This window comes from Herbiconiux sp. FW305-C-125 (assembly GCF_058783455.1).
In genome coordinates this window covers 92,955-115,286 of the sequence record NZ_JBYSYO010000002.1, presented here as the reverse complement: position 1 = coordinate 115,286, position 22,332 = coordinate 92,955, and the positions used below count along the sequence as shown (strand labels likewise).

Here is a 22,332-nt window from a genome sequence, read left to right as displayed (position 1 = left end):
CTCGGTCAGCACTGCGGTAGCCGTCACGCCGTCTTCCTCCACACGTTCTCTCAGCTGCTGTGCGCAGCCGACTACTCTGATAACCGATGCCTGTTTCGAGATATTCCAAGCCGGAGTTCAACCCCTACGGCGACGACGCGCCCCAGCCGACCGAGGAGCACTGGCCCGCGCCACGCGCCACGACGCCCGTCACCGCGGTGGTCGAGGTGCCAGGATCGAAGTCGCTCACCAACCGCGAGCTCGTGCTCTCGGCACTCGCCGACTCCCCCTCGCTCCTCCGCTCCCCCCTGCACTCGCGCGACAGCGACCTCATGGTCGAAGCGCTCCGTTCGCTCGGCACCACCGTCACCCGGGTCGGCGGCTCCGGCCGGTTCGGCCCCGACCTCGCGATCACGCCGGCCGACGAGCTGCTCGGCAGCACCACGATCGACTGCGGCCTCGCCGGCACCGTCATGCGCTTCCTTCCTCCGGTCGCCGCCCTGGCGCTCGGGCCGACGACCTTCGACGGCGACGAGGGCGCCCGGCGCCGGCCGATGGCCACCACCATCTCGTCTCTGCGCTCGCTCGGCGTCGACATCGGCGACGACGGTCGCGCCGCCCTGCCTTTCACCGTGCACGGCAGCGGCCGCGTCACGGGTGGCGCGCTCACCATCGACGCCTCCGCGTCGAGCCAGTTCGTGAGCGGCCTGCTGCTGGCAGCGGCGCGGTTCGACGACGGCCTCGAGCTGCGCCACTCCGGCGCCCGTCTCCCCAGCCAGCCGCACATCGAGATGACCGTGGCCGCGTTGCGCGGGCGCGGTGTCGAGGTCGCCGTCGGTGCCGCACACGACAGCTGGACGGTGCCGTCCGGCCCGATCAGCGGGGCCGAGGTCGCGATCGAGCCCGACCTCTCGAACGCGGCGCCATTCCTCGCCGCCGCGCTGGTCACGGGCGGCCGGGTGACGATCACCGGCTGGCCGGATGCGACGACTCAGGTCGGCGCCGATCTCGCCGACATCCTGCCCCTGTTCGGTGCCACGGTGGAACGGTCGGCGGGCGCGCTCACCGTCACCGGGGGTGAGCGCATCCGGGGCATCCAGATCGACCTCAGCACCGGCGGCGAACTCGCCCCCACCGTCGTCGCGCTGGCGGCGCTCGCCACGGAGCCGAGCGAGATCACCGGGATCGGCCACATCCGCCACCACGAGACCGATCGGCTCGCCGCGCTCGCCACCGAGATCAACCAGCTCGGCGGCGACGTCACGGAGCTGCCCGACGGCCTCGCGGTGAACCCTCGGCCCCTGCACGGCGGTGTCTGGTCGAGCTACGCCGACCACCGCATGGCCACCGCGGGCGCCGTGATCGGCCTCGCCGTCGACGGCGTGCTGGTGCACGACATCGCGTCGACCTCGAAGACCATGCCGGAGTTCCCCGAGCTCTGGCGCCACATGCTCACGGGTGGCGCATGAGCTGGTGGGCCGACGACGACGCGGACGATGACGACGACGAGTTCGATGAATCGTCGGTGCGCATCCGCCCGAATCCCAAAGGCAACCGCCCCCGCACCAAGACGCGGCCGGCCCACGAGAACGCCCTGCCCGGACGCGTCATGACCGTCGACCGCGGCCGGTTCGGCGTGCTCGTTCAGCAGGACACCCCCGAGGAGCACGAGATCACGGCATCGCGGGCCCGCGAACTCGGCCGCACCCCGATCGTGACCGGCGACTGGGTCGACCTGGTGGGCGACACCTCCGGCGAACCCGGCACCCTGGCCCGGGTCGTGCGGGTGCACGACCGCAGCACTCTGCTGCGGCGCAGCGCCGACGACTCGGATGCGGTGGAACGCGTCATCGTGGCGAACGCCGACCAGATGCTCATCGTGGTGGCGGCAGCCAACCCCGAACCGCGGGCCCGCCTGATCGATCGTTACCTGGTCGCGGCCTTCGACGCCGGCATCACGCCGATCCTCTGCGTCACCAAGACCGACCTCGCCGACCCGGCGCCGCTCCTGGCGGAGTTCGAGGCGCTCGACATCGAGATCGTCACGCTGTCGCGCGAGCGGGTGCCGATCGAGGAACTCACCGACCTGCTCGTGGGGCACACCACCGTCACGGTGGGGCACTCCGGTGTCGGCAAGTCGACTCTCGTCAACACCTTGGTGCCGGGCGCCGACCGGGCGACCGGTGTGGTGAACACGGTCACCGGACGCGGCCGGCACACCTCATCGTCGACCATCTGCCTGCGCCTGCGTGCCGCCGACGGCCGCACCGGCTGGATCATCGACACACCGGGCGTGCGTTCGTTCGGCCTCGGGCACGTCGATCCGGCGAACATCCTCAAGTCGTTCGCGGCCACCGCTCGCGTGCCGGCCGGAGACCCGCCGGACGGCATTCCGCTCACCGAGGCGCACGACTGGGAGATCATCGACCGCGTCGAGGCGGGTGAGCTCGGTGAGAGCGGCAAGGCGCGCATCGAGTCCCTCCGCAAGCTGCTCGACGGCACGGCCTGAGCGGCGCCCCGCTAGCCTGGACGGGTGACTTCGAACGACTCCGCCTCCCCCGCCACCGCGCCTCGTGACGCGGCGCCCGCTCCCGCCGATGACCTCGCGCTGGCGCTGCGCCTGGCCGACCTCGCCGATGCCATCTCGCGCGAGCGCTTCCGCGCCACCGACCTCACCGTCACGGCGAAACCCGACCGCACGCCGGTGACGGATGCCGACCGCGCCGTCGAGCAGGCCATGCGCGCCGAGCTCGCCGCGGCCCGCCCGGGCGACGCCATCCTCGGCGAGGAGTTCGGGACGGCCGGTGCCTCCAGCCGGCAGTGGATCCTCGACCCGATCGACGGCACCGCCAACTTCATGCGCGGGGTCCCGGTCTGGGCCACGCTCATCGCCCTGGCCGTCGACGGCGTGCCGACCGTCGGAGTGGTCAGCGCTCCCGCCCTCGGCCGTCGCTGGTGGGCGGCCACCGGTCTCGGCGCGTTCACGACGGATGCCCTGGACGAGCGCACCGGCGGCCCGCGCGCCATCCGCGTGTCCGGCATCGGCGCGCTGGCGGATGCCTCGCTCAGCTACAACAGCCTCAAGGGCTGGGACGAAGCCGGCCGACTCCCCGATCTCCTCTCGCTCAGCCGAGCGGTCTGGCGTACGCGCGCGTACGGGGAGATGTGGTCGTACATGATGGTGGCGGAGGGGCAGCTCGAGGTCGCCGCGGAGTTCGACCTCCAGCCCTACGACATGGCCGCACTGGTGCCGATCGTGCAGGAAGCCGGCGGGCGGTTCACGTCGGCCGACGGCACAGCGGGGCCGTGGAGCAACAGCGCCCTCGCGACCAACGGTCTCCTGCACGAGCAGGTGCTCGGCCTGATCGGGTCGCCGAACCAGCCGAATTGACCCCTCGACCGAGTGCCCCCCATAATGGTCACTCGGGGGCGTTCACAGGCTCCTCACAGGCGGAAACACCACTCACCTACGGAGACCTCATGGCGACTTCTTCCCACCGACTCGGCACATCGACCAAGCTGGGGCTCGCGGTCGCGGCCGTTCTCGCGGCGGGACTCACGCTCTCGGGCTGCACCGCCCTCTTCCCGAGTTCTGCGCCGCCGGCCACCGACTCGCAGACCGGCGAGGAGATCGAGCAGACCGACACCGACGTCTTCACCCTGTCGGTGGGCCAGTGCCTGAACGACACCGACGGCACCGAGGTCAGCGAGGTGCCGATCGTCGACTGCGCCGACGAGCACGACTTCGAGGTCTACGACGAATTCGAACTCACCGGCGACGAGTTCCCGGGCGACGACGCGATCGACGAGCAGGCCGATGCCCAGTGCCTTGCGCTGTTCCAGCCCTTCGTCGGCGTCTCGTACGACGACTCGATGTACGGCTACACCTACTTCACCCCCACCGAGGGCTCGTGGACCGACGGCGACGACCGTCTCGTCTCCTGCCTCATCGGCGACCCCGAGGGCAAGGTCGTCGGCTCGCTGCAGGGCGTGGGCAAGTAACCGCTGACACTGCTGCGGAGCGTGCGCATCAGAACGTCACCGCAAAACTGCCCATGACGTGCTCGATCGCCGGCAGATCGGCTGGGTTGGCGATGGCGAGGGTCACGACCACGACGTAGCTCTGGTCTTCGGGGTAGGCCACCACCATGACGTAGTCGCTCTGCCCGCCGCAGTGCGAGTAGTACTGGTACTGACCCTCGTACACGCCGTCGGAGTAGGTGTCGGCGCTCGTGGGTGCGCACTGCGCGGTGAGATCGGTGAAGTAGCCGAAGATCGCGTCCGGCGTGAGATCGGGCGCCATCTCGGCCGCCGAGACCGTCACGCCGGATGTGCCCCAGGACTCGGCGAGCTGCTGCAGGCTGGTGCTCGCCCGCACGTCGAGGAACTGGTGGCCGCCGATGCCCTGGAAGGCAGCGCCGTCGACATCGGTCCAGTCGGCCGGCACCTCGACGCTCAGCACGCCGGAGTCGTCGGTGATGGTGGTGTACTCCCGATCATCCGTCGCACCGCCCGACTGCTGGCCGAGGCCGGGCACGGTCACCGCCGAGAGCTCCTTGCCGTTGAACTGACCCCGGTAGAAGGTGTCGTCCGACGGACGGTAGACGTCGACATCGATCGTCCCGTCCGTCCCCTGCGTCTTGATCACGTCGCAGTACTCCTCGAGCGATCCGGACTGGGCGAGGGTGGTGCCCGACATCCGCAGCAGCACGTCGCCGGGCAGCACGCCCGCGGCATCGGCCGGGGAGCCCGCCTTCACCGAGCTGACCCAGACGCCCAGCGGCGTTCCGTCGTCGCCCACCGGCAGGGCCTGCGCGTTCACGCCGAGGCTCTGCACGTCTTCGCCGTCGATGAGCTTCTGCACCACCTTCTGGGCCTCGTCGCGGTGGATGGCGAAGTTGGAGTCGAGTTCGGCCACGCTGGCGTAGTTGACGCCGACGACCTGCCCCTGCGCGTTCACCAGCGGGCCCCCGGAGTTGCCCGGCCGGATCTTGGCGTCGTGCTCGATGATGTGATCGATCGATGCCCACGCCGTCTGGCCGCCGGTGTCGTTCTTCGAGACGATGCCTTTGGTGAGTGTGAAGTCCGGGTCGCCGAGCGGGAAGCCCGCGGCGTAGACCTCCTCACCGGTCGTGATGTCGCCCTTCTGCCAACCCAGGAACGGGAAGCCCGGTCCGTCGACCTTGATCACGGCGAGGTCGAGACACTCCGACGAGCCAAGGATCTCGGCGCCGTACTTCTCGTCTCCCCCGCCCACGTGCACCTTCGTGGTGCCGGCGCCCGCCACGACGTGGTTGTTGGTGAGGGCGAGACCGTCGGCCGAGATGAAGAAGCCCGAGCCGAGGCCGGCCTGCTCGGCGGTCTGACCGTTCTCGGGATCGGCGAAGGTACCCTCGGACTCGATCTGGATGGTGGCCGACTGCACGCCGTCGAAGTCGACGGCGCCACCCGCCCCGCCACCGCCGGTGCAGCCGGCCAGCGTCGAGACCGCGACGGCCGCGGTCAGTCCGGCAGCGACACGCCGCGGCATGGAGCGGCGGAAGGGTGGACGGGTGCGAACGGATCGGCTCATGGTCTCTCCTCAGACGGCGGGTAGTGAGCAGTGCTCAGCTACCGACCAGTCTACCGAGAGACGAGCATTTGTCAGCCTTGGTGGTGAAGGGTCCCGATCTGTGCGCCGGAGTCGTCGACCACCACGGCCGTGTCGCCCTCGATCGTGAGGCCGACCGCCTTCGCGAGCCAGGTGTCGACACCCTCGCAGTACATCATGGTCGAGGCCAGACCGGACAGGACGATCGTGGTGCCGTCGCTGGCGCTCCACGAGCCCATCAGGTTGTTGCAGCCGTCTTTGCCGGTGACCTTGCCGTCGGTGAAGGTGAGGAACACCTCGGTGCCCTGCGGCGCATCCGCCGACCAGGTGCCGAGCACCCCGGCCGTCGACGGCGTGGCCGACGCTCCATCCGCGGGCTCGGCGACGAGGGTGACCACGGGGGCGCCGTCGGCATCGGCCAGCACGAGCGACTCCCCGTCGAGGTAGGCCAGCGCGGCCTTCGAGAACATCCCCGGCAGGTCGGCGCCGTCGCAGCCGATGAGCGTGCTGAGGCCCGCCGTGACCGAGAGCGACCCGTCGGCCGCGACCGACCACGTCCCCTCCGTGCCGTTGCAGCCGTCGGAGCCCGTCCAGGTGCCGTCGGCGGCGATGTCGAGACGCGGCTGCTTCGGCGAGTGATAGCTCTCCCCGGTCACCCACACCCCCACCAGGTCGGTGGCGGTGGCCGGCTCGGTGCCGCCCGATCCGCTGCCCGACGCGGAGGGCGATGACGCTGCCCCGGAGGCGCAGGCGCTGAGCGCTACCACGGCAGCAAGCCCCAGCGCCGCCAGGCCGATCGCCCTCATCTGGTCGAGTCTCATCCCGCTCACATCCGTTCCCCGTGCTCGCCGGTCGTCGTCCGGCTCTCCTTCCACCGTAACAACGGGAGATAACGCCGAGGACACGGTCTCCCGGGAATCCCCTGACGCTTCGCGCGCGACGGCTCAGAGCTCCGCGAGCGGTACGGCCGGGTCGGCCAGGGCCGCCGGATCGACTCGCCGCCCGCGCCGGATGAGGGCCTGCACATCGTCGTTGACGTCCCACACGTTCACGTTCATGCCCGCGACGACCCTGCCGTCGGCGAGCCAGAACGCGACGAACTCCCGCGCGGCCGGGTCGCCGCGGAAGACGACCTCGCCGCCCTGCGCCAACGGCACGTAGCCCGAGTACTCCATCCCCAGGTCGAACTGATCGCTGTAGAAGTAGGGGATCGCGTCGTGCACGGCGCCGAGGCCGAGCATCGACCGCGCGGCGACCGCTCCGCCCGCGAGGGCGTTCGCCCAGTGCTCACTGCGCAGGCGCAGGCCGACGAGCGGATGCATCGCGTCGGCGACGTCGCCGGCAGCGTAGATGTCGGGGTCGCTCGAGCGGAGGTGCTCATCGACGGCGATGCCCGTCGTGACCTCGAGCCCGGCCGACTCGGCGAGGTCGAGCCAGGGCTCCGCCCCGATGCCGAACACCACGACGTCCGCGGGCAGAACCGTGCCGTCCGCGAGCTCCACGGCGGTGACCGCCCCGCTCGCGCCGATGATCCGCGCGACGGCGCTGTGGGGGCGGATGCGGACGCCGTGGTCGGCGTGGAGCTGCGCGAACACACCGCCGACCTCCGCCCCGAGCGTCGATGCCAAGGGCACCGCGCCGCGATCCAGCACGGTCACGTCGTTGCCCAGAGTGCGTGCGGTCGCCGCCACCTCGAGCCCGATCCAGCCGGCGCCCACCGTGACCACCCGGCGGCCACCGCCGGCCAGGCGCTCGTGCAGCGCCTCGGCGTCGTCGAGCGTGCGCACCACCTGCACCCCGTCGAGGCCGGCGCCGGGGAGGTCCGGGCGCCGGGGACGCGACCCGGTGCTGAGCAGCAGCTTGGCGTAGTGCACCTCGCTGCCGTCGTCGAGAGCCACGAGGTGGTCGATCGGATCGACGCTGAGCGCCCGCACGCCCCGCCTCAGCTCGATGCCGCGCTCGGCGTAGGAGTCGGCAGCGGCCACGAACACGCTCTCCCGATCGGCGGAGCCGGCCAGGAACTCCTTCGACAGCGGCGGCCGGAGGTAGGGATGGTGCGGCTCGAGCCCCACGAGCACGATCCGCCCGGCGAACCCCTCCTCGCGGAGGGTGGTGGCGGCGGTCGCCCCGGCCAAGCCGGCCCCGACGATCACGAAGGTCTGGCTGGCATCCTCGGCACCCGGCACGGCGACTCCTTTCGGCGGCGACTCGATCAGCGTACGCTCCGCCGTATGCAGACGCGACGCACCCGTGCTTTCGTGGGCATCTCGGGGTGGCGGTACCGCGGCTGGCGAGGCGACTTCTACCCGCCGGGTCTCGCGCAGCGCCGCGAATTGGAGTACGCCGCCGGGCGGCTCGACTCGGTGGAGATCAACGGCTCGTTCTACTCGCTCCAGCGGCCCGAGAGCTACCGCCGCTGGCGTGCCGAGGTGCCCGACGACTTCGTGTTCGCCGTGAAGGGCGGCCGGTTCATCACCCACATGAAGCAGCTCCGCGAGGTGACCACTCCCCTGGCGAACTTCTTCGCATCCGGAGTGCTGGCGCTCGGCCCTGCCCTCGGCCCCGTGCTCTGGCAGCTGCCCGAGCGCCTCGCCTTCGATCCGGAGTTGCTCGCCGGGTTCTTCGACCTCCTGCCCCGCTCGACCGGAGCAGCACTCGAACTCGCGCGCCGGCACGACGAGCGCCTCGACGGGCGTGCGTGGCTCGAGATCGAGGCGGATGCGCCGCTGCGGCACTGCCTCGAGGTGCGGCACCCGAGCTACCGGGCGCCGGAGTTCGCCGAGCTGCTGGCCGCACACGACATCGGGTCGGTGGTCGCCGACACCGCGGGCCGATGGCCCATGATCGAGGCCACCACCGCCGACTTCGTGTACGTGCGACTGCACGGCGCGGAGGAGCTCTACACCAGCGGATACGACGACGTGGCGCTCGAGCGGTGGGCCGAGCGGGTGCGGGGCTGGCAGGTCGGCAGCGGTGCCGTCGACGCCCGTCCGCGCGACGTCTTCGTCTACTTCGACAACGATGCCCACGGTCACGCGCCACACGACGCGGTGCGACTCCGGGAACTGCTGGCGACAGCCTGAGCGCGCCGCCCGGCAGGTCCGCGAGCCCGTAGGCTGGGAGGGATGCGACTCCTCCTCATCCGACACGGCCAGACCATCGACAACGTGCGCGGCGCACTGGGCACCGTGGTTCCGGGCCCGGGGCTCACCGACCTGGGTCGGGAACAAGCCCAGGCGGTGCCGGCGGCGCTCGCCGGCGAACGGATCGACGCGATCTTCGTCTCGACCATGACACGCACCCACGAGACCGCCGCGCCGTTGGCGGCAGCGCTCGGCCTCGAGCCGGTGCAGCTCCCCGGTCTGCGGGAGATCGACGCCGGTTCGCTGCAGGGCCGGAGCGACGACGAAGCCATCAAGGGCTACATGGGCACGATCTTCCAGTGGTGGACCGACTTCGGCGCCCGCATCCCGGGCGGCGAGAACGGCACCGAGTTCTACGAGCGGTACGACGGCGCCCTGTCCGCCATCGCGGCGCAGCACTCGGGCACGGTCGCGGTCTTCAGCCACGGCGCCGCGATCCGCACCTGGGCCTCGTGGTCGTCGCGCAATCTGGATGCGGAGTTCAGTCGCACGCATCCGCTCGAGAACACCGGCGTGGTGACCCTCGAAGGCTCTCCGGCGGACGGCTGGGTGACCACGCACTGGCAGGGCACCCCGCTCGGCGGCACCGAGCTCGAGGACGCCACTGCACCCGACCCCACCGGAGAAGCGGTCGGCTGAGCCGCCGCGCGACGACGCGTCGCGGGGAGGCGACAAGCAGCGTGCACCAGTGACCATCGTGGAGATGGGGGGAATTGAACCCCCGTCCATCGCTGTGATTCAGCGCCTTCTACGGACGTAGCCTGATGGTCGTTCTACTCGGCCCCGACCTGTGCTTCAGGCTTCTCGGTCGACGGGCCCAGCCTCAGTGCAAGTCCCGCGACGCCCTGAGGCGCGACGTCGCAGCAATCTCTCTAGATGATGCCGGAACCCGGGTAGAGAGCATTCCCGGACCGACAGTTGCTAATTAGCTAGGAAGGAAGTCCTAGGCCGCAAGGGCGAAGGAGGCCTTCTTGGCCGCAACAGTGCTGTTTGAATTGGCACTTATTTTTTTGCAGAGATCGTTTACGAGATAACCCTGCATCCTCGACCCGCTTCTCGCTGTTTCGCAGGCGATGTCGAAACCGATCATCCCCGCACCGGGTCACTGGTGCACGCTGTTGAGTTGCCAAACGCTGCGGGAACTGGCCCAGAGCAGCCCTCAAGCTTACAACAGATCCGCGCCGAGATGCACATGGAATATCGTAGGAGCATGCCGGACACCATCATCACCGTCGCCGGGACGAGCCGCATCCTGCGCGATCCGGAGCGCGCACGGGTGCGCATCGGCGTGGGCTTCGAGGGCTCCAAGCGCGACAGCGTGCTGGCGGCCACCCGCTCCGCGCACGAGTCACTCACCGGCTCGCTCGAATCGATCCTCGACGAGCACGACGGGCCGGTGATCAGCTGGCATTCCGAAGACATCCGCGTCTGGGGCCAGCGGCCGTGGAGCAACGACGGCACCCGCCTGCCGGTCGAATTCCACAGCGCCGTGTTCGTCGACGCCGAGTTCGACGACTTCGAGGCGCTCTCCGAGTGGATCGACGTCGTCTCCATCCGCGACGGCATCGCCATCGACGGCATCGACTGGCGGCTCGCCCGCCACACCGAAGCCGAACTGCAGGCCGAGGCCCGCCGCGGTGCGGTGGCGGATGCGCTGCAGAAGGCGGGCGAGTACGCCGCGGCCCTCGGCCTCGGCCCGGTGACGCCGATCTCCCTCTCGGATCCCGGCCTCCTCGACAACCCGGCTCCCCCGCAGTTCGCGGTGCAGGCGATGGCGAAGGGCGCTCCGGTCGGCGGCGGAGGCGGCATGGAGCTCCGACCCAGCGCGATCGAGGTCGAGGCGACGGTGCACGCCCGCTTCTCGGCGCAGAGTCCTTCGGCGCCGGGCCCGGTCGCGTGAGCGGCCTCGACGCGCAGGTGCCCGACCTCAGCGGCCGCACCATCGTGGTGACCGGCGGCACCGGCGGACTCGGCTACTGGGCGGCCGAGCAGCTCGCCGCCGCCGGCGCCGAGGTCGTGATCGCCGCCCGCAACCCCGAGCGCGGCGACGCCGCCGTGCGCTCGGTGCGCCAGTGGGTGCCCGCCGCACGCGCGCGCTTCGTGCGGCTCGACCTCGCCGACCTCTCCTCGGTGGCCGACGCCGCCGCCGAGCTCGCCGAGCTGCCCCGCATCGACGCACTCATCGCCAACGCCGGCGTGCTGGCCTCGAAGGGCCGCCAGACCACGGCCGACGGCTTCGAGTCGATGCTCGGCACGAACTTCCTCGGCCATTTCGCGCTGATCGGGCGGATGCTCCCCCACCTCACCGCGCAATCCGCACCCGCCCGCATCGTGCATCTGGGCAGCATCAGCCACGAGTTCACCCGGCTCGACCTCGACGACCTGCAGGCGGAGGCCGGCCGGTTCCGGGAGTTCCGCACCTACGGCCGCTCGAAGCTCGCCGTGATGACCTACGGGTTCGAGCTCGATCGACGGTTGCGGCTCGCCGGGGCGCGCACGGCCAGTCTGGTGGCGCATCCGGGGTTCGCCGTCGACGAGCTGTCGCCGCCCCGCGACATCCTGCCCGCGCCGAAGACGGGCACCGCGGTGTCGCGAGCGGCGTATCGCGCGATCGCCCAAGGCAAGAACGCCGGGGCGTGGCCGATCGTCGCCGCCGCGACCGACCCCGACGCTCGGGGCGGCCAATACTGGGGCCCGGCAGGCTGGCGCCAGCTCAAGGGCCGCCCCGCGGTGGTGGCGGCCAAGCCCTACGCGCGCGACCCCGCCATCGCCCGTCCGCTCTGGGCGACGGCGGAGCGCCTCACCGGCGTGACCTACGGCCTCCCCGACTGACCCGGCACGCGAGTCAGGCGATGCTCAGTCGCCGAGGTTGCGGCGGGAAGCCATCGCGCGATCGGCCTCGCGCTTGTCCTGCCGTTCGCGCAGCGCCTGCCTCTTGTCGTACTCGCGCTTGCCCTTCGCGACCGCGATCTCGACTTTCGCACGGCCGTCGCTGAAGTAGAGCTGCAGGGGCACCAGCGTGTAGCCGCCCTCTTTGGTCTTGTGCGAGATCTTGAGGATCTGCTCCTTGTGCAGCAGCAGCTTGCGCTTGCGGCGCGGCGGGTGGTTGTTCCAGGTGCCCTCGTTGTACTCCGGGATGTGCACGGCATCGAGCCACGCCTCTCCCCCGTCGATGAAGGCGTAGCCGTCGACGAGCGAGGCCCGGCCGGCCCGCAGCGACTTCACCTCGGTGCCGGTGAGCACGAGCCCGGCCTCATAGGTGTCCTCGATGGTGTAGTCGTGGCGCGCCTTGCGGTTGGTCGCGACGACCTTCTGTCCGCGTTCGCGTGGCACGGCGTCTCCTCGTCTCGTTCAGGTGGGGCGCCTCGAATCGAGGCAGCCCACCATTCTAGACCTTCAGGTAGCGCGTGATGGCGACCTTCGCCGACAAGGCGGCCAGGATCGCCCCGAGGACGATCAGGCACGGCGCCACGATGAACGCCGCATCGAGCCCGACGAACGAGGTGAAAGGCAGCGCCTTGGCCAGTTGGTCCTGAACGAAGAACTTGACGATCGCCACCATCGCGGCGCCGGCGAGCACCGAGCCGATGAGCGACGCGATCACCCCCTCGAGGATGAAGGGAGTCTGGATGAAGCGGTTCGACGCCCCCACCAGACGCATGATGCCGAGCTCACGCCGCCTCGAGAACGCGGAGAGCCGGATCGTGGTGGCGATCAGCAGCACCGCGGCCACGAGCATGAGCGCGGCGATGCCGATCGCGGTGACGCTGGCGATGTTGAGGATGGCGAAGATCTGCTCGAGATAACTGCGCTGGTCGGTGACACTGTCCACGCCCGCCAGCCCGGAGAGACTCTCGACCAGCACGTCCGACTGCTGCGGGTCTTTGAGGTTCACCCAGAAGGTCTCGTTCAGCAGGTCCGGCGTGACGTACGCGGTGACCGGGTTGTCGGCGAACTGCTGCTTGAAGTTCTCGTAGGCCTGCTCGTGGTCCTCGAAGTAGTACTGCTGGATGAACGGCTGCAGCGTCGGCGAGTCGAGTTGCGCCTGCACCGCCGCCTTCTGATCGGCGGTCGCCTCGCCACCGGCGCAGTTGTCACCGCCGGACGTTGCGGTGCAGAGGTAGATCGCGACCTGGGCCTTGTCGTACCAGAACGTCTTCATCGAGTTGATCTGGAACTGCATGAGCCCTGCTGCGCCCACGAAGGTGAGCGAGATGAAGGTGACGAGCACGACGGACACGACCATCGAGACGTTGCGGCGGAGGCCCGTGCCGACCTCGCCGAGGATGAGTGCGAATCTCACGTCGTGGGCCCCACGTTCTGGTCGTTGGCCGGATCGGCGGGCGCGCCCGGAGCGCGCAGCCCGAGCTTCTCGGCCAGGGTGAGCGATTCGGTGGCGGGGTCGTGCGGATCGGGTTGCGGCGGTTGCACGGGCATCGGTGGCACGGTGACGCGCTGTTCCGGGGCGGGCGCGGGCTCAGGGACGGATGCGGACGGCGCGGACGCAGGAGGCACGGGTGCCGACGGGGCGGATGCGGCCGGCACGGGCACGGGCGGTACGGCTGCGGCCGGGACCGCCGGGTTGACCGGCTGCACCGGCGGCGGGCTCACCGGGGTCGCCTGCGTCGACGTGGGCACCGGCGGCGTGGTGTACCGCGGCGGTGCGACGTGCGGCTGCGCCGGGCCGACCGGCCGCACGAGTCCGTCGCCGAGAGCGATCTCGGCCGTCAGCCCGGAGTCCTGCAGGGCGATCTCGGCGGTCATGCCGTAGCCGCCCTGGTCTTCGTCGCGCACGATCTGACCGGTGACGAGCTCGATCACACGGCGCTTCATGTGGTCGACGATCGCGTTGTCGTGGGTGGCCATGACCACCGTGGTGCCGCCGGCGTTGATGCGCTCGAGCACGGTCATGATCCCCGCGCTCGTGGAGGGGTCGAGGTTACCGGTGGGCTCGTCGGCGAGCAGGATGGCCGGCTTGTTCACCACGGCACGGGCGATCGCCACGCGCTGCTGCTCACCACCGGAGAGCTCGTGCGGCAGCCGGTTCGCCTTCTCGGCCAGGCCCACCATCTGCAGCACGTCGGGCACCGCCTCCTGGATGAAGCCGCGCGACTTGCCGATCACCTGCAGGGTGAACGCCACGTTGTCGAACACGTTCTTCGAGGGCAGCAGCCGGAAGTCCTGGAAGACCACGCCGAGATTGCGCCGGAAATACGGCACCTTCCGGTTCGAGATGGCGTTCAGGTCTTGCCCGAGCACGTGGATGTTGCCCGAGCTCGGCCGGTCCTCCTTGAGGATCAGGCGGAGGAAGCTCGACTTGCCCGACCCCGAGGCCCCGACGAGGAAGACGAACTCCCCGCGCAGGATTTCGAGGTCGATCGAGTTGAGGGCCGGCCGCTTGGTGCCCTTGTACGTCTTGGTTACGTGATCAAACCGAATCATGTCGTGACGAGACTAAGCAGCCCATCGCCGGAATCCGGGTCGCGACGCGCTGGACGCGCCGATTCATAGAAACCGGCTCGCGCATCCGCGTGGCGACTACTCGGGCTTGGTCTTGCGCCAGCGGATGCCCGCCGCGATGAACCCGTCGAGGTCGCCGTCGAACACGGCCGAGGGGTTGTTGACCTCGTACTCGGTGCGCAGGTCTTTCACCATCTGGTAGGGCGCGAGCACGTAGCTGCGCATCTGGTCGCCCCAGCTGGCCGTGATGGTGCCGGCCAGTTCTTTCTTCTGCGCCGCCTCCTGCTCCCGCTGGATGAGCAGCAGCCGCGACTGCAGCACCCGCATGGCGGCGGCGCGGTTCTGGATCTGCGACTTCTCGTTCTGCATCGACACCACGGTGCCGGTGGGGAGGTGGGTGATGCGCACGGCCGAGTCGGTGGTGTTGACCGATTGCCCGCCCGGCCCCGACGACCGGAACACGTCGACCCGGATGTCGGACTCGGGGATCTCGACGGCCGCGGCCTCCTCCATCAAGGGGATGACCTCGACCGCGGCGAAGCTCGTCTGCCGCTTGCCTGCGGCGCCGAACGGGCTCATCCGCACCAGGCGGTGAGTACCGGCCTCCACCGAGAGGGTGCCGAAAGCGTACGGGGCGTCGACCTCGAAGGTGGCGGACTTGATGCCCGCCTCCTCGGCGTAGCTCGTGTCCATCACCGTGGTGGAGTAGCCGTGCTTCTCGGCCCAGCGGAGGTACATGCGCATGAGCATCTCGGCGAAGTCGGCGGCGTCGACTCCACCGGCACCGGAGCGGATGGTGACGACGGCGGGCCGAGCATCCCACTCCCCGTTGAGCAGCGTCTGCACCTCGAGGTCGCCGAGCACCTTCTGCAGGGCCGCCAGCTCGGCCTTGGCCTCTTCGGCCGACTCCTCGTCGTTCTCGGAGTTCGCCAACTCGATCAGCACCTCGAGGTCGTCGAGGCGGCTCTCGATCGAGTCGATGCGGGCGAGCTCGCCCTGCCGATGGCTGAGCGCGCTCGTGACCTTCTGCGCCTTCTCGGTGTCGTCCCAGAGATCGGGGGCACCGGCCTCCTCGCTGAGGCGCGCGATCTCCGCCGTGAGGGCGTCGACGTCGACGACCGAGCGGATGTCGGCGAAGGTGCTGCGGAGCTGGGCGATCTGTTCGGAGAGGTCAATGTCTAACATCGTCCGCACAGTCTATCGAGTGGCCGCCGGGCAGCCGTGGGCGGCAAGGTGGTTAGCGGGCGTAAAATAGTTGCGATGAGTGTGGCGAGCGACGACTTCCGGTTCCGATCGATCGCGCTGCCCGCGCTCCTGCCGTCGCTGTTGTTCGGGATCGGCGAAGGCGCGATCATCCCGATCATCCCGGCGGTCGCCGATTCGCTCGGCGCCGGACTCGCCGGCGCCGGCTTCATCGCGGCGATGATCGTGGTCGGCCAGCTGGCCGGCGACATCCCGAGCGGCTGGCTGGTGGCGAAGATCGGTGAGCGCACGGCGATGATCGCGGCCGCGCTGCTGTCCATCCTCTCGGTGACGGTGGCGATGCTCTCCGCCACGGCCGCCCTGTTCGGCGTCGCCATCTTCTTCCTCGGCCTCTCCGCGGCGGTGTTCGCCCTCGCCCGGCAAGCGTTCATGACCACCTTCGTGCCCGTGCGCATCCGCGCCCGCGCCCTCTCCACCCTCGGCGGATCGTTCCGCGCCGGCTGGTTCATCGGCCCGTTCCTCGGCGCCGCCGTGATCGCGCTGAGCGGCTCGGTGCAGGCGGCGTTCCTCTTGCACATCGCGTGCGCGGTCATCGTCACCGTCGTGCTCGTCGTGATGCCCGACCCCACCGCGAACGCCCCGAAGCCGGACCCCGGCGAACTGCTGGTGCGCGCCGAGTCGGTGGGGCTGTTCAGCACGATCTGGCAGAACCGCGGCGTGCTGCTGCGCATGGGCAGCGGGGCCGGCGTCGTCGGGGCGCTGCGGGCCAGCCGGATGGCCATCCTGCCGCTGTGGGCGGTGAGCATCGGACTCTCCGAGTCGTCGACCGCCATCATCGTGGGCATCGGCGCCGCAGCCGACTTCGCGTTGTTCTACACCAGCGGCCAGATCATGGACCGGTTCGGCCGGTTGTGGAGCGTCGTGCCCTCGATGGTGGGCATGGGACTCGCTCTCATCACGCTCTCCTTCACCCACGACCTGCCGGGCGCCGTGCAGTGGTTCATCGTCGTGGCGATCGTGATGGGAGTGGCGAACGGGGTGGGCAGCGGGATCATCATGACGTTGAGCGCCGACCTCGCGCCGCAGCAGAACCCGGCGCCGTTCCTCGGCGCGTTCCGGTTCACCGCCGACGCCGGGGCGGCCGCGGCACCGCTCGTGGTCTCGGGCATCATCGCCGTGGCGTCGCTCTCGCTCGCGACCGCGTTCGTCGGCGTCGTCGGGCTCGTGGGAGCGGGCATCCTCATCCGCAACGTGCCCCGCTACCTCCCGCACATCCCCCGCGCGGCGCGCTGAGCCACCGGCTCGGAGAATGCCGAACAAGCACCCCCTACACTGGAACCAGTTCTGCGGGAGTGGTGGAATTGGCAGACACGCAGGATTTAGGTTCCTGTGCTTTCGAGCGTGAGGGTTCAAGTCCCTTCTCCCGTACTCTCGAATTTTGGTGCCGCCGGGCGGATGAACCGCTCCCGACGACTGGAGAAGCCCTGTGATCGCCGCCTCAGCCCCCGCCGCCCTCATCCCGTGGCTCGATCCGAACGTGCTGCTGGGCGGCGTGTTCGGCCCGATCGCCCTGCTCGTGGTGTGCGCCATCGTGTTCGCCGAGACCGGCCTCCTGGTCGGGTTCCTGCTGCCGGGTGACACCCTCCTCTTCTTCACCGGAGTGCTCGCGGCCAACGGCACGGTCAACGCGAACGGCGACCTCGTCTCGAAGTTCGGCGTCGACATCTGGTGGGTGTGCCTCGCCATCTCGCTCGCCGCGTTCCTCGGCGGTGAGGTGGGGTACCTGATCGGTCACAAGCTCGGCCCGCGGGTGTTCGAGCGGCGCGAATCGGGGGTGTTCAGCGTGCGCAACGTCGAGCGCACCAACGCGTTCTTCGAGCGTTTCGGCGCCCTCGCCGTCATCCTCGCCCGCTTCGTGCCGGTGGTGCGCACCTTCGCTCCGATCGCCGCGGGCGTCGGCCACATGAACTACCGCAAGTACTCGCTCTACAACGCCATCGGCGCCATCATCTGGGGCTCGGGGATCGTGCTGCTCGGGTTCGCCCTCGGCCAGATCCCGATCGTGCGCGACTTCACGGAGAAGTACCTCGACGTGGTGCTGATCGCCGTGGTGGTGCTCACCGTCATCCCGACGGTCTTCCACTACATCCGCAGCTCGCGCAAGGCGAAGCGCGACGCCGCTGCCGCCGCGGCCGAGGAGGTCGAGGTCACCGGCGCCGCCGAGAAGCTCACCCTCGAGCCGGAGGTCTTCGGCAACGACACCGACCTCACTCGCTGAGGCCCGCGCCCTAGAGGTGCTGCTGCTCCTCGTGCCGGGCGTGCTCGGCCGGTTCGAGCTGGAAGGTCGAGTGCTCCACGTCGAAGTGCCCGGTGAGGCACGCACCGAGTGAGTCCAGCAGCGGCCCGGAGTCACCGCGCTCGAACACGTCCCGGTCGACGACCACGTGCGCCGAGAACACGTACTGCCCCGGGGTGATGGCCCAGACGTGCACGTCGTGCACATCGACGACTCCCGGCTCCTCGAGGATGTGGCTGCGGATCGCCTGCACATCCATCGCCGAGGGCGTGGACTGGCTGAGCACGGAGAACACGTCACGGAGCAGGGAGATCGCCCGGGGAACGATCATGGCGGCGATCAGGAGCGAGGCGATGGCATCCGCCTTCTCGAAGCCGGTGAGGAGGATGACGGTGGCGGCGAGGATGACGGCGATCGAGCCCAGCAGATCGCCCAGCACCTCGAGGTAGGCGCCGCGCATGTTGATCGACGTCTTCGCCCCGCCGCGGAGGATCATCAGGGAGACGAAGTTCGCCACCAGGCCGAGCGCCGCCACGGCCAGCATCAGGCCGCCCTGCACCTCGCCGGGTTCGGTCGAGACGAGCCGCTCCACCGCCTCGACGGTCACGAACGCGGCGACGCCGATGAGGATGAGACTGTTCGCGAGGGCGCCGAAGACCTCGGCCCGCTGGTAGCCGTAGCTGTGCCGCTCGTTCGCGGGCCGCGCCGCCACGACGGTGGCGACGAGCGCGATGACGAGACCGATGAGATCGGAGAGCATGTGGCCGGCGTCGGCGAAGAGCGAGAGCGACCCGCTCAGGAGGGCGCCGCCCGTCTCGACCACGAGCACGGTGGCGACGATGGCGATGGCGATGGTGAGTCGGGTACGGTTCGCACCCGCGCCATGGCTGTGGCCGGAGTGGCCCCGGCCGCTCGATCCCGGCGCGGCAGGGTCGTCGCGACGCGCTTCGTCGCGCGCGACGGCGGCGACCTGCGCCGACCCCGGCCCACAGCCGGAGGCGGCCGCGTGCTCGTGATCGTGCGCCGAGGCGCCGGGTGCGTTCGTCATCCCTTCAACGGTAACCGCGCGCGAGCGGCCCGTGCCACCGTTGCGGCTAGTCAGGAATGACGCTCATTCTCAATACCGGTATCGCGGCGGCGAAAGCGCGTGCGCGGTGGCTCACCGCGTTCTTCTCGTCGGCGCTCAACTCAGCGGCCGTGACCCCGGAGCCGTCGGGCACGAAGATGGGGTCGTACCCGAACCCGCCACCGCCGTGCGCCGCCGTGGCGAGCCGCCCCGGCCAGCGGCCGGACACCACCTGCTCGAACCCGGCCGAGGGAACGACGACCGCGATGTGGCAGTCGAAGTGCGCCGCCCGGTGCTCCGGGGCGATGTCGGCGAGCTGGTCGAGCAGCAGGTCGAGGTTCGCCTGCGCACCCTTGCCGTGGCCCGCCCAGCGGGCCGAGAAGATCCCCGGCGCGCCGCCCAGCACGTCGACGCAGATCCCGGAGTCGTCGGCCAGCGCCGGCAGTCCGGTGTGCGCCGCGGCAGCGCGCGCCTTGATCAGCGCGTTCTCGGCGAAGGTGGTGCCGTTTTCGACCGGCTCGGGCCCGTCGTAGGCGACGATCTCGAGCTCGGGCAGGGCGGCGCCCAGGATGCCCTGGAACTCCGCCACCTTGTGGGCGTTGTGAGTGGCCAGCACCACGCGCATCCGCGTGCCCGCCCTACTCGCCCGCGCCGGCCGCGAGCACGGCGTTCTGCAGCACCGCCAGCTCGGTGGTGCCGATCAGCGCCAGGTCGAGCAGCGAGTTCAGCTCGGTGCGGTCGAACGGTGCGCCTTCGGCAGTGCCCTGCACTTCGACGAAGAGGCCGCGGCCGGTGACCACGACGTTCATGTCGGTCTCGGCCCGGACGTCTTCGACGTAGGCGAGGTCGAGCATCGGCTCGCCGTCGATGATGCCCACCGAGACCGCCGAGACGGTGTCGATGAGGGGCGTGGAGCGCTGCCCGATGAACTTCTTGCCGCGCGCCCACTCCATCGCGTCGGCCAGGGCGACGTACGCGCCCGTGATGGCCGCCGTGCGGGTGCCGCCGTCGGCCTGCAGCACGTCGCAGTCGATGACGACGGTGTTCTCGCCGAGCGCCTTGAGGTCGACGACGGCACGCAGCGACCGCCCGATGAGGCGGGAGATCTCGTGGGTGCGGCCACCGATCCGGCCCTTCACCGACTCCCGGTCCATCCGGTCGTTCGTTGACCGCGGCAGCATCGCGTACTCGGCGGTCACCCAGCCCTTGCCCGAGCCCGCCTTCCAGCGCGGCACCCCGTTCGTGAACGACGCCGTGCAGAGCACCTTGGTCTTGCCGAAGGAGATGAGCGCCGAGCCTTCGGCCTGGTCGCTCCACCCGCGCTCGATGGTGACCGGGCGGAGCTGGTCGGTGGTGCGCCCGTCTTTGCGGATGGTGTCGGTCACGAAGAACTCCTTGCGGGGTGGGTGATGGGGATGGTGCCGGTCTCGACGAGCTCGACGGAGGTCACTTCGGGCCCGAGGAACTGCTCGGCGAGCCGGAGGAACTCGGCGGCGCTGCCACCGGTGGCCTCGTAGCGGTACACCGGGCGGCCCGGCGAGGTGCGCTCGATGCCCGCGCGCACGAGGGTGCGGTAGACGTCGTTGGCCGTCTCGGTGTCGCTCGACACGAGACGCACGCCCTCGCCCATGACGTAGGAAATGGCGCCCTTGAGGAACGGGTAGTGCGTGCACCCGAGCACCAGGGTGTCGATGCCCTGCTCGGCCAGCGGGGTGAGATACCGCTCGGCGAGGGCCACCAGCTCACGGCTCGTGGTGTCACCCGCCTCCACGTGCTCCACGAACTCGGGGCAGGCCTGGGTGAAGAGCTCCAGGTGCGGAGCCGCCGCGAAGGCATCGTTGTACGCCCGCGACATGATGGTGGCGGTGGTGCCGATGACGCCGACGCGGTTGTTGCGGGTGACCTGCACCGCGGTGCGCACGGCCGGCTGGATGACCTCCACCACCGGCACGCTGTAGCGCTCCCGCGCATCCCGCAGCATGGCGGCCGAGGCGGTGTTGCAGGCGATCACGAGGAGTTTGACGTCCTGCTCCACCAGGTCGTCGAGCACCTCGAGGGCGAAGCGGCGCACCTCGGCCAGCGGCCTCGGACCGTACGGCGAATGGGCGGTGTCGCCGACGTAGAGAATCGACTCGCGGGGCAACTGGTCGCGCACCGAGCGGGCGACCGTCAGGCCTCCCACGCCGGAGTCGAAGATTCCAATCGGCGCATCGCTCACGGTATGACAGCCTAACCCGACCGTCCCGCAGCAGGCGTACGCCGTATGCTCGGAAAGGTGACCGCGTCGACCGCCCTGCTCACCGACCGCTACGAACTCACGATGGTGGATGCCGCCATCCGGGCCGGCACGCACGACCGCCGATGCGTGTTCGAGGCGTTCGGGCGATCCCTCCCGGCCGGTCGGCGCTACGGCGTGGTGGCGGGCACCGGACGACTGCTCGAACTCATCGGCCGGTTCCGGTTCGAGGATGCGGAGCTCGAATTCCTGCGCGAGCAGCGCGTCGTCAGCTCCCAGACCCTCGACTGGCTCGCCGACTACCGCTTCTCGGGCTCCATCACGGGTTACCGCGAGGGCGAGCTGTACTTCCCGAACTCCCCCATCCTCGTCGTGGAGTCCGGGTTCGCCGAAGGGGTGCTGCTCGAGACGCTGATCTTGAGCGTGCTGAACTACGACTCCTCGGTGGCCAGCGCCGCATCGCGCATGGTCTCCGCCGCCCGCGGCCGGCCGTTGGCCGAGATGGGCTCGCGCCGCACGGGCGAGCGCTCGGCCGTCGCCGCCGCCCGCGCCGCCTACATCGCCGGCTTCTCGGCCACGTCGAACCTCGAGGCCGGCCGCACCTGGGGTGTACCGACCATGGGCACCGCCGCCCACGCCTTCACCATGCTGCACGACTCGGAGGAGGAGGCGTTCCGCGCCCAGGTCGACGCCCTCGGCGCCGGCACGACCCTCCTCGTCGACACCTACGACGTGCCGGAGGGGGTGCGCACCGCCGTGCGCATGGCGGGGCCGGAACTCGGCGCCGTGCGGCTCGACTCCGGCGACCTGCTCACCCTGGTCTCGGCCGTGCGGGCACAGCTCGACGAACTCGGCAACCCGGCGACGAAGATCACCGTCACGAACGACCTCGACGAGTACACGATCGCGGCCCTGGCAGCGACCCCGGTCGATTCCTTCGGGGTCGGCACCTCGGTCGTCACCGGCTCGGGCTCGCCCGCCGCCGGGATGGTCTACAAGCTCGTCGCCCGCCAGGACTCGGGCGGCGAGTGGATCTCGGTGGCGAAGAAGTCGCCGGAGAAGGCGACGCACGGCGGGCGCAAGCATCCGGTGCGGGTGCTCAGCGCATCCGGTGTCGCCACCTCTGAGACCATCTATGTCGGCGCCGCAGCGCCCGCCGTCGTGCCCGGACGTCTGCTGCACGCACGCCTCATGACCGACGGCGAGGCGGATGCGGTCTACACCGGCCCGGCCGGGGTCGAGTCGGCGCGGCAGCGACGCGAGATCGCGTTGCGCGAGCTGCCACCGGAGGCGTTCCGGCTGGCCGCCGGTGAGCCGGCGCTCACCACCGTGTACGCCGACGGCGTCGACTGAGGCTCA

At 70.2% G+C, this 22,332-nt stretch carries 22 protein-coding genes, 1 tRNA gene and 1 other RNA gene; 12 read left to right on the top strand and 12 right to left on the bottom strand.

Features of this window, described 5'->3' with window-relative positions; translation table 11 throughout:
* Window positions 1-86 precede the first annotated feature (86 nt).
* From aroA to AC3WLB_RS07890, 4 genes are all read left to right on the top strand, one after another.
* On the top strand, window positions 87-1,448 hold the full coding sequence (gene aroA, locus AC3WLB_RS07905; RefSeq protein WP_492504900.1) for a 3-phosphoshikimate 1-carboxyvinyltransferase: 1,362 nt from the start codon (window positions 87-89) through the stop codon (window positions 1,446-1,448).
* Window positions 1,445-2,488: a ribosome small subunit-dependent GTPase A gene (rsgA, locus tag AC3WLB_RS07900; RefSeq protein WP_492504898.1), complete on the top strand. Its 1,044-nt coding sequence runs from the start codon at window positions 1,445-1,447 to the stop codon at window positions 2,486-2,488. Before aroA ends, rsgA begins: the two co-directional genes overlap by 4 nt.
* A gap of 24 nt (window positions 2,489-2,512) precedes the next feature.
* Complete coding sequence (locus AC3WLB_RS07895) at window positions 2,513-3,370, top strand: inositol monophosphatase family protein (RefSeq protein WP_492504896.1); 858 nt, start codon at window positions 2,513-2,515, stop codon at window positions 3,368-3,370.
* 89 nt (window positions 3,371-3,459) lie between these two features.
* Window positions 3,460-3,981, top strand: coding sequence for a septum formation family protein (locus AC3WLB_RS07890; RefSeq protein ID WP_022898245.1), 522 nt, complete (start codon window positions 3,460-3,462; stop codon window positions 3,979-3,981).
* A 28-nt stretch (window positions 3,982-4,009) separates the two neighbouring features.
* On the opposite strand, the gene AC3WLB_RS07885 is transcribed toward AC3WLB_RS07890, so the two are convergent.
* From AC3WLB_RS07885 to AC3WLB_RS07875, 3 genes are all read right to left on the bottom strand, one after another.
* Window positions 4,010-5,551: a S1C family serine protease gene (locus AC3WLB_RS07885; RefSeq protein ID WP_492504893.1), complete on the bottom strand. Its 1,542-nt coding sequence runs from the start codon at window positions 5,549-5,551 to the stop codon at window positions 4,010-4,012.
* 71 nt (window positions 5,552-5,622) lie between these two features.
* Window positions 5,623-6,375, bottom strand: a complete 753-nt coding sequence (locus AC3WLB_RS07880) for an META domain-containing protein (RefSeq protein WP_492504891.1) — start codon at window positions 6,373-6,375, stop codon at window positions 5,623-5,625.
* Between the two features lie 138 nt (window positions 6,376-6,513).
* Window positions 6,514-7,755 (bottom strand): NAD(P)/FAD-dependent oxidoreductase, encoded by a 1,242-nt coding sequence (locus AC3WLB_RS07875; RefSeq protein WP_492504889.1) that lies wholly within the window; start codon window positions 7,753-7,755, stop codon window positions 6,514-6,516.
* A 45-nt stretch (window positions 7,756-7,800) separates the two neighbouring features.
* On the opposite strand from AC3WLB_RS07875, the gene AC3WLB_RS07870 reads away from it, so the two are divergent.
* Window positions 7,801-8,652, top strand: a complete 852-nt coding sequence (locus tag AC3WLB_RS07870; protein ID WP_492504887.1) for a DUF72 domain-containing protein — start codon at window positions 7,801-7,803, stop codon at window positions 8,650-8,652.
* Window positions 8,653-8,694: 42 nt separating this feature from the next.
* Window positions 8,695-9,351 (top strand): histidine phosphatase family protein, encoded by a 657-nt coding sequence (locus AC3WLB_RS07865; RefSeq protein WP_492504885.1) that lies wholly within the window; start codon window positions 8,695-8,697, stop codon window positions 9,349-9,351.
* 56 nt (window positions 9,352-9,407) lie between these two features.
* Here AC3WLB_RS07865 and ssrA read toward each other — a convergent pair.
* Window positions 9,408-9,806, bottom strand: a transfer-messenger RNA (tmRNA) gene (gene ssrA / locus AC3WLB_RS07860).
* A 116-nt stretch (window positions 9,807-9,922) separates the two neighbouring features.
* On the opposite strand from ssrA, the gene AC3WLB_RS07855 reads away from it, so the two are divergent.
* A complete protein-coding gene (locus tag AC3WLB_RS07855; RefSeq protein ID WP_492504883.1) occupies window positions 9,923-10,612 on the top strand; it encodes an SIMPL domain-containing protein in 690 nt (229 codons plus the stop codon).
* Window positions 10,609-11,544: an oxidoreductase gene (locus AC3WLB_RS07850; RefSeq protein WP_492504881.1), complete on the top strand. Its 936-nt coding sequence runs from the start codon at window positions 10,609-10,611 to the stop codon at window positions 11,542-11,544. The genes AC3WLB_RS07855 and AC3WLB_RS07850 overlap by 4 nt, the downstream gene beginning before the upstream one ends.
* A gap of 24 nt (window positions 11,545-11,568) precedes the next feature.
* Here the strand turns inward: AC3WLB_RS07850 and smpB are convergent, their stop codons facing one another.
* The 4 genes from smpB to prfB all read right to left on the bottom strand — a co-directional run bounded on the left by smpB (window position 11,569) and on the right by prfB (window position 15,357).
* Entirely contained in the window at window positions 11,569-12,045 is a 477-nt protein-coding gene (gene smpB / locus AC3WLB_RS07845) for an SsrA-binding protein SmpB (protein ID WP_022894939.1), read from the bottom strand.
* A 55-nt stretch (window positions 12,046-12,100) separates the two neighbouring features.
* Complete coding sequence (gene ftsX, locus AC3WLB_RS07840) at window positions 12,101-13,015, bottom strand: permease-like cell division protein FtsX (RefSeq protein WP_022894940.1); 915 nt, start codon at window positions 13,013-13,015, stop codon at window positions 12,101-12,103.
* Window positions 13,012-14,154 carry a cell division ATP-binding protein FtsE gene (ftsE, locus tag AC3WLB_RS07835; protein WP_492504878.1) on the bottom strand — a complete coding sequence of 381 codons (1,143 nt, stop codon included), beginning with the start codon at window positions 14,152-14,154 and terminating at the stop codon, window positions 13,012-13,014. Before ftsE ends, ftsX begins: the two co-directional genes overlap by 4 nt.
* Window positions 14,155-14,250: 96 nt before the next feature.
* Window positions 14,251-15,357, bottom strand: coding sequence for a peptide chain release factor 2 (gene prfB / locus AC3WLB_RS07830; protein WP_022894942.1), 1,107 nt, complete (start codon window positions 15,355-15,357; stop codon window positions 14,251-14,253).
* Window positions 15,358-15,432: 75 nt separating this feature from the next.
* Between prfB and AC3WLB_RS07825 the strand changes: the two genes are divergently transcribed.
* The 3 genes from AC3WLB_RS07825 to AC3WLB_RS07815 all read left to right on the top strand — a co-directional run bounded on the left by AC3WLB_RS07825 (window position 15,433) and on the right by AC3WLB_RS07815 (window position 17,653).
* A complete protein-coding gene (locus AC3WLB_RS07825; protein WP_492504876.1) occupies window positions 15,433-16,668 on the top strand; it encodes an MFS transporter in 1,236 nt (411 codons plus the stop codon).
* Window positions 16,669-16,721: 53 nt separating this feature from the next.
* Window positions 16,722-16,803 (top strand) — tRNA-Leu (locus tag AC3WLB_RS07820).
* A gap of 58 nt (window positions 16,804-16,861) precedes the next feature.
* The gene (locus tag AC3WLB_RS07815) at window positions 16,862-17,653 is read left to right on the top strand and encodes a DedA family protein (RefSeq protein WP_492504874.1); all 792 of its coding nucleotides are present in this window, start codon (window positions 16,862-16,864) and stop codon (window positions 17,651-17,653) included.
* A gap of 10 nt (window positions 17,654-17,663) precedes the next feature.
* Here AC3WLB_RS07815 and AC3WLB_RS07810 read toward each other — a convergent pair whose 3' ends face one another.
* The 4 genes from AC3WLB_RS07810 to murI are packed head-to-tail and all read right to left on the bottom strand — an operon-like array spanning window position 17,664 to window position 20,955.
* Window positions 17,664-18,719 carry a cation diffusion facilitator family transporter gene (locus tag AC3WLB_RS07810; RefSeq protein WP_492504872.1) on the bottom strand — a complete coding sequence of 352 codons (1,056 nt, stop codon included), beginning with the start codon at window positions 18,717-18,719 and terminating at the stop codon, window positions 17,664-17,666.
* Window positions 18,720-18,765: 46 nt separating this feature from the next.
* Entirely contained in the window at window positions 18,766-19,362 is a 597-nt protein-coding gene (rdgB, locus tag AC3WLB_RS07805) for an RdgB/HAM1 family non-canonical purine NTP pyrophosphatase (protein WP_492504870.1), read from the bottom strand.
* Between the two features lie 13 nt (window positions 19,363-19,375).
* Window positions 19,376-20,122 (bottom strand): ribonuclease PH, encoded by a 747-nt coding sequence (rph, locus tag AC3WLB_RS07800; RefSeq protein ID WP_492504868.1) that lies wholly within the window; start codon window positions 20,120-20,122, stop codon window positions 19,376-19,378.
* Window positions 20,119-20,955, bottom strand: coding sequence for a glutamate racemase (murI, locus tag AC3WLB_RS07795; protein WP_492504866.1), 837 nt, complete (start codon window positions 20,953-20,955; stop codon window positions 20,119-20,121). The genes rph and murI overlap by 4 nt, the downstream gene beginning before the upstream one ends.
* A 57-nt stretch (window positions 20,956-21,012) precedes the next feature.
* Between murI and AC3WLB_RS07790 the strand changes: the two genes are divergently transcribed.
* The gene (locus AC3WLB_RS07790; protein ID WP_492504864.1) at window positions 21,013-22,326 is read left to right on the top strand and encodes a nicotinate phosphoribosyltransferase; all 1,314 of its coding nucleotides are present in this window, start codon (window positions 21,013-21,015) and stop codon (window positions 22,324-22,326) included.
* The last annotated feature ends 6 nt before the right edge of the window (window positions 22,327-22,332 follow it).